This is a genomic window from Kitasatospora sp. NPDC096204 (genome assembly GCF_044763205.1).
Taxonomy (GTDB): Bacteria; Actinomycetota; Actinomycetes; order Streptomycetales; family Streptomycetaceae; genus Kitasatospora.
Window position 1 is genome coordinate 60,769 of record NZ_JBIWFT010000046.1, and the last position, 6,569, is coordinate 67,337.

The 6,569-nt window shown below is 74.5% G+C and carries 6 protein-coding genes; all 6 read left to right on the forward strand.

All coding sequences use genetic code 11. From position 1 onward, the window contains the following. The first annotated feature begins 55 nt into the window (after positions 1-55). Entirely contained in the window at positions 56-811 is a 756-nt protein-coding gene (gene ispD / locus ACIQ87_RS35065; protein WP_402415045.1) for a 2-C-methyl-D-erythritol 4-phosphate cytidylyltransferase, read from the forward strand. After that, positions 801-1,331 carry a 2-C-methyl-D-erythritol 2,4-cyclodiphosphate synthase gene (ispF, locus tag ACIQ87_RS35070; RefSeq protein WP_402415031.1) on the forward strand — a complete coding sequence of 177 codons (531 nt, stop codon included), beginning with the start codon at positions 801-803 and terminating at the stop codon, positions 1,329-1,331. Before ispD ends, ispF begins: the two co-directional genes overlap by 11 nt. A gap of 142 nt (positions 1,332-1,473) precedes the next feature. Then, positions 1,474-1,869: a PPOX class F420-dependent oxidoreductase gene (locus ACIQ87_RS35075; protein ID WP_402415033.1), complete on the forward strand. Its 396-nt coding sequence runs from the start codon at positions 1,474-1,476 to the stop codon at positions 1,867-1,869. 94 nt (positions 1,870-1,963) lie between these two features. Beyond that, positions 1,964-3,358 (forward strand): cysteine--tRNA ligase, encoded by a 1,395-nt coding sequence (gene cysS / locus ACIQ87_RS35080; protein ID WP_402415035.1) that lies wholly within the window; start codon positions 1,964-1,966, stop codon positions 3,356-3,358. Between the two features lie 137 nt (positions 3,359-3,495). After that, entirely contained in the window at positions 3,496-4,488 is a 993-nt protein-coding gene (gene rlmB / locus ACIQ87_RS35085) for a 23S rRNA (guanosine(2251)-2'-O)-methyltransferase RlmB (RefSeq protein ID WP_402415038.1), read from the forward strand. Between the two features lie 204 nt (positions 4,489-4,692). Further along, a complete protein-coding gene (locus ACIQ87_RS35090) occupies positions 4,693-6,357 on the forward strand; it encodes a DoxX family membrane protein (protein WP_402415041.1) in 1,665 nt (554 codons plus the stop codon). Positions 6,358-6,569: the final 212 nt, after the last annotated feature.

The following is a 6,569-nucleotide window of genomic DNA, read 5'->3' on the forward strand; positions in this document are numbered from 1 at the left end:
CGGTGCGCCCGCCGGGCACGCCATGGCCATACCCACTTCGCCGAAGGAGTGAAACCTGAACGCGTCAGGAGCAGTCGCAGCAGCAGTGGTGCCCGCCGCCGGACGCGGTGAGCGACTGGGGCCGGGGGCCCCGAAGGCCCTGCGGGAACTCGGGGGCGTGCCGCTCCTGGTGCACGCCGTCCGGGCCCTGGCCCGCAGCCGGGCGGTCGGCCTGGTCGTGGTCGCCGCGCCCGCCGACGGGGTGGCCGAGGTGGTCGCCCTGCTGGACAGCCACGGGCTGGACGACAAGGACATCCGGGTGGTGGCCGGCGGGGCGACCCGCCAGGAGTCGGTCCGGCTGGGCCTGGCCGCGATCCCGGACGAGGTCGGGATCGTGCTGGTGCACGACGCGGCCCGCCCGCTGGTCCCGGTCGAGGTGGTGGACGCCGTCGCGGCCGCCGTCCGGGCCGGGGCGCGGGCGGTGGTGCCGGCGGTGCCGCTGGCCGACACGGTGAAGCGGGTCGAGCCGAACCCGGGCGGCCCCGAGCCGGTGCTCGACACGCCCGAGCGCGCCACCCTTCGCGCGGTGCAGACCCCGCAGGGCTTCGACCGCGCCACCCTGGTCGAGGTGCACGCCAAGGCGCTGGCCGAGGAGAGCGCGGGCACCGCCGACGCGCCCGCGGTCACCGACGACGCCGGCCTGGTCGAGCGCTACGGCGGCCGGGTCGTCGTGGTGCCCGGCCACGAGGAGGCGTTCAAGGTCACCCGTCCGCTGGACCTCGTGCTCGCCGAGGCCGTACTCGCCCGCAGGAGGGCCGCCGATGCCTACTGATCCGACGACCGCCGCTCCGGTGCCCGCCGCCCCGCAGGCTCCGGTGATCCCCCGCGTCGGGATCGGCACCGACGTGCACGCCTTCGAGGCCGGCCGCCCGCTCTGGGTGGCCGGGCTGGAGTGGCCGGACGCCGGGGACGGGCTCTCCGGGCACTCGGACGCCGACGTCGCCGCGCACGCCGCCTGCGACGCGCTGTTCTCGGCCGCCGGGATCGGCGACCTGGGCGCCCACTTCGGCACCGACCGCCCGGAGTGGGCCGGTGCGTCCGGGGTGAAGCTGCTCGGCGAGGCGGCCCGGCTGGTCCGCGCGGCGGGCTTCGAGATCGGCAACGTCTCGGTCCAGGTGATCGGCGTGCGGCCGAAGATCGGCAAGCGCCGGGCCGAGGCGCAGGCCGCGCTGTCCGAGGCGGCCGGTGCCCCGGTGTCCGTCTCCGGCACCACCACCGACGGGCTGGGGTTGACCGGCCGGGCCGAGGGCCTGGCCGCGATCGCCACCGCCCTGGTGTACGAGCGGCGTTGAGCCGGCCGCGCTGAGCGGGCGGGAAGAAACCGTCCCTGACGGGTGTTCACCCGGTGTCCGCGGGGCCCGAGTCGCTAGTGTTCGGCTCGGGCCCGTACGGGGCTTCCACTCGGGCCGAACCACCGACGAGAAGAGGTAAACCGTGTCCGCCCAGCTCTCCGACCGTGCCAAGGCCCTGCTCGACACCAAGAGCTTCGCCGTGGTCTCCACGATCCAGCCCGACGGCAGCCCCCAGTCCACGGTGGTCTGGGTCAAGCGGGACGGCGGCGACATCCTGTTCTCCACCGTCCAGGGCCGTCGCAAGCACCTCAACCTGGTGCGGGACCCGCGGGTCTCGATCCTGATCAACCCGGCGGACAGCCCGTACGAGTACCTGGAGGCGCGCGGTGAGGTCTCGATGACCACCGAGGGCGGCCGGGAACTGATCGACGAGCTGGCCGGCAAGTACATGGGCCAGGACAAGTACACGATGGACGGCCCGGACGACGTCCGGGTGATCGTCCGGCTCGCCCCGAGCAAGGTCCTCGGCAACATCTGAGCCGCGTCCGCGGCAGCGTCCGACCCCGCCGCAGCCCACCGTTTCCCGGGGGAATGTGGCGGGGCACCCCCTGCTGCCCACTACGCTTGACGCTGTGAGCATTCGTCTGTACGACACCAGCACCCGCCAGGTACGCGACTTCGTCCCGCTTGTACCGGGTTGTGTCTCGATCTACCTGTGCGGCGCTACCGTCCAGTCGGCGCCACACATCGGGCACATCCGGTCCGGGCTCAACTTCGACATCATGCAGCGGTGGTTCGCCTACCGCGGCTACCAGGTGACCTTCGTCCGGAACGTCACCGACATCGACGACAAGATCATCGCCAAGGAGCGCGAGCTCGGCACGCCGTGGTGGCAGGTCGGCTACCAGAACGAGCGCGCCTTCAACGACGGCTACGACGCGCTGGGCTGCCTGCCGCCGACCGTCGAGCCGCGGGCCACCGGGCACATCCCCGAGATGATCGAGATGATGCGGGGGCTCATCGAGACGGGCCACGCCTACGCGGCCGACGGCAACGTCTACTTCGACGTCCGCTCGTACCCGGACTACCTGGCGCTCTCCAACCAGAAGCTGGACGACCTGCGCCAGCCCGAGGGCGAGGGCGAGACCGGCAAGCGGGACCAGCGCGACTTCGCGATGTGGAAGGCCGCGAAGCCGGGCGAGCCGAGCTGGGAGACCCCGTGGGGCCGCGGGCGTCCGGGCTGGCACCTGGAGTGCTCGGCGATGGCCCACAAGTACCTGGGCGCGGCCTTCGACGTCCACGGCGGCGGGCTGGACCTGATCTTCCCGCACCACGAGAACGAGATCGCCCAGTCCAAGGCCTACGGCGACGACTTCGCCAACTTCTGGGTGCACAACGCCTGGGTCACCATGGCCGGCGAGAAGATGAGCAAGTCGCTGGGCAACTCGGTGCTGGTCTCCGAGATGGTCCGGGCGTGGCGGCCGATCGTGCTCCGCTACTACCTGGCGGGCCCGCACTACCGCTCGATGATCGAGTACAGCGAGGAGTCGCTGCGCGAGGCCGAGGCCGGCTTCGGCCGGATCGAGGGCTTCATCCAGCGCGCCGTCGAGCGCTGCGGGACGGTCGACGCGGCGCCCGAGGTGCCGCCGGCCTTCGCCGAGGCGATGGACGACGACTTCGGTGTGCCGCAGGCGCTGGCCGTCGTGCACACCGCCGTCCGCCAGGGCAACAGCGCCCTGAACGCGGACGACAAGGAGAGCGTGGTGGCGCGACTCGCCGAGGTCCGTGCGATGCTCGGTGTACTGGGCCTCGACCCGCTCGACCCGCAGTGGGCCGGGGCGGAGCGCGGCGAGGACCTCCACGGTGTGGTCGACTCGCTGGTCCGCCTGGTCCTGGACCAGCGGCAGGCGGCGCGCGAGCGCAAGGACTTCGCCACCGCGGATGCCATCCGCGACCAGCTCGGCCTGGCCGGGCTGGCGATCGAGGACACCCCGTCCGGCCCGCGCTGGACGATCAACAGCCAGTAACCCCATCCGACGATCGGGGTGATGGGTGGGCCGTACCGGACCGGTGCGGCCCTCCCGCATGACGTAGCGCATGCCGTCGACCGCCACCGGGCAGACCGGGGCGGCCGGGGCATGCCGGACAGACAGGAAGTACAGCCATGGCCGGCAACAGCCAGCGCAGGAACCGCCGCAACCCCGGATCGAAGAAGGGCGCGTCTGTCGGTACCGGCGGGCACAGCCGGAAGGCCCTCCAGGGCAAGGGTCCGACCCCTCGCGGCGAGGAGCGCAAGGGCCACCCGAAGCAGCGCGCCGCCAACGCCGCGATCAAGCGCGAGCGGGACGCCAAGGCCCGGGCCGGCATGCGCCGGGCCGGCGGCGGCGGTCGCGGTGGCCGCGGCGGTGCGGGCAGCGCCGAGCTGGTCTTCGGCCGCAACTCCGTGGTCGAGGCCCTGCAGGGCGACGTGCCGGCCAACGCGCTGTACGTCCAGCAGTTCATCGACACCGACGACCGGGTCCGCGACGCCTTCCAGGCCGCCAACGACCGCGGCATCCCGCTGATGGAGGCCCCGCGGCCCCAGCTGGACCAGATGACCGGCGGGATGAACCACCAGGGCCTGGTGCTCCAGGTGCCGCCGTACGAGTACGCGCACCCCGAGGACCTGCTGGCGGACGCCGCCGACGCCGGCCAGGACGCGCTGATCATCGCGCTGGACGGCGTGACCGACTCGCGCAACCTGGGCGCCGTGGTCCGCTCCGCCGCCGCCTTCGGCGCGCACGGCGTGGTCATCCCCGAGCGCCGCGCGGCCGGCATGACCGCCGGTGCCTGGAAGACCTCCTCCGGCGCCGCGGCCCGGCTGCCCGTCGCCCGGGCCACCAACATGACCCGCACCCTGGAGGCCTACCAGAAGGCCGGCCTGATGGTGGTCGGCCTGGCCGCCGACGGCGAGGCCGAGATCGGCGACCTGGACCTGCTGAACGGGCCGGTCGTGATCGTCGCGGGCAGTGAGGGCAAGGGCCTGTCCCGGCTGGTCTCGGAGACCTGCGACATGCGGGTCCGGATCCCGATGTCCGGCCTGACCGAGTCGCTGAACGCCGGTGTCGCGGCGGGCATCGTGCTGTACGAGGCCGCGCGGCTGCGGGCCAAGCGCTGAGCGCCGCCGGGTGCCGCCGAGCGGCGCCCGGGGCCCAGCACGGCCGGGGTGCGGAACGCAGGTGATCTTCCGAATTCCCCGCAAACAGAGTGAAGGCGATCGGGCCCGACCGGGCCCGATCGCTTTTTTCATGATCACTTCAAGTGTGTGTCGGACATCCACCCGGGAGAGTGTCCTAAGCGGCCGTCACCCGGTTAGACGGGCGTGGACACCAGAACACCTCGGCGCCCCCTGTTCGGCGGTGGCAGCACCGGGATAGACGCGGGCCTCGGCCTCAACACCGTCAAGGTGGAGTCGGACCCTTCGCGGCTCAGCAGCACCCAGGCGAGCTTCCGGCTCCGGCTCGGCGCCCCGGTGGCGCCGCTGATCGAGGCCCCGGCCGGACTGCTGTCCACCGGCGCCGCGTTCGGCGACCCGTACGCCAACCAGGGCCTGATCCGCCGTCCGCTGGTCACCCCGCAGGTCGTCGTGCCCGCCTCCGCCGTCCCGGCGCTGGCCGGGGCCGGGGCCGGCGGCGCGCCGCGCCGCAAGGGCCGGGTCACCGCCGTCACCTGGACCGGCCAGGCGCCCCCCGGGGACATGGCGGCCACCCGACTGCTGGAGGCCGTGCGCGGCACCCCGGCCGGCGGTGTCAGCCTGGTCGAGGCGGACACCCAGGTGCTCCCCTCCCTCGCGGGCGTCCGGACCCTCCCGCGCCAGCCCCGCGAGGGCGCCGGCACCGCCACCCAGGCGGGCGTCGGACCGGTCGGCGAGCCGCACGGCTGGACCCCGAGCGGCGAACTGCCCGAGGTCTCCGCCGTCGACGCCGAGGGCAGGCAGCCCTGGTACCCGGGCCGGCGGGTCGACCTCGGCCTGGTGCTGCTGCCGCTGCGCGCCGTCCTCGGCTCGCTCTCCGTCTACGCCGGGTTCAGCAAGCTCTGCGACCCGGTGTACTTCGACGGCGGCGAACGCGGCTCGATGATGCGCTGGCTCTCCTCGCTGCATCCCTGGAAGGTCGCCGAGCCGCTGCTGGCCTTCGCCATGGCGCACCCGGTGGGCGCCGGCCTGGTGGTGTCGTTCACCCAGATCGTGGTCGGCGTGCTGACCGTCCTCGGCCTCTGGCAGCGGTTCGCCGCCGGCGCCGCGATGGCGCTCTCCGCCGCGCTGCTGTTCACCGTCAGCTGGCGGGCCGTCCCGGTCTACGACACCCCGGACCTGATCTTCCTCGCCGCGTGGAGCCCGCTGCTGATCGCCGGGGCGCCGTTCGCCTCGCTGGACGGGCGGCTCAACCTGGAGGCCTGGCGCCGGTTCGGCGCGGACGCGCCCGGGGCGCTGCGCCGCCGGGTGCTGCGCCGCGGCACCGTCGTCACCACGGTCGTGGTCGGGCTGACCCTGCTGCTCGGCTCGATGCTCGGCGCCGCCGTCCGCACCGGCGCCCGGGCGCACCAGGCGCCGGACCGCCCGGCCACCGACTACGGCACGCCGGTCTGGCCGTCCGGCAGCCCGTCCGGAGCCCCCGGCGGCAAGGGCACGTCCACCACGCCCCCGCCCGCCGCGCCGCGCCCCGCCACCCCCACCCCGAGCGCGAGCGCGACCACCCCGCCCGGCACGCCGTCCGCCAAGCCGGCCACCCCGACGCCCAGCGGCAAGGGGCACCCGGGCAAGGCGGACGCCGGGTCGGGCGCCTCCCCGGCCGCGTCCGCCCCGGCGGGCGGCTCGGGCGGCACCGCTCCCGCGTCGCGCGGCACCCCGGGCGCCGGCGGCGCGGGGTCGGGCTCCAAGGCCAGCCCGAACCCCGGCGGGCTGCTCGGCGGGGTGCTGGGCAGCGCGCCGCTGGCCGACCTGTCCGGCGGGCGGGCCACCCACCCGGGGGCGCCGACCGCGACCTGAGGGACCGGTGACGGCGATCGGCCGGGCGCTCCGTGGGGGAGCGCCCGGCCGATCGCCGTTCGTCCGTGGGCGGTTCCGCGGCCCTGTGGTGTGGCGGCCGTGTGGTGTCGCGGCCCGGGCTAGCCCCGTCCTTCGCACATAACGAGTTCGGATGATGTGGTGATGCGACCGGTACCTCGGTGGGGTGCCGGTCGTTGAGCCTGGCGTGCCGA

Bases quoted from the DNA above. Each gene is read 5' to 3' on its own strand.
- ispF (WP_402415031.1), top strand. From the start codon at position 801: ATGCCTACTGATCCGACGACCGCCGCTCCGGTGCCCGCCGCCCCGCAG.
- rlmB (WP_402415038.1), top strand. From the start codon at position 3,496: ATGGCCGGCAACAGCCAGCGCAGGAACCGCCGCAACCCCGGATCGAAG.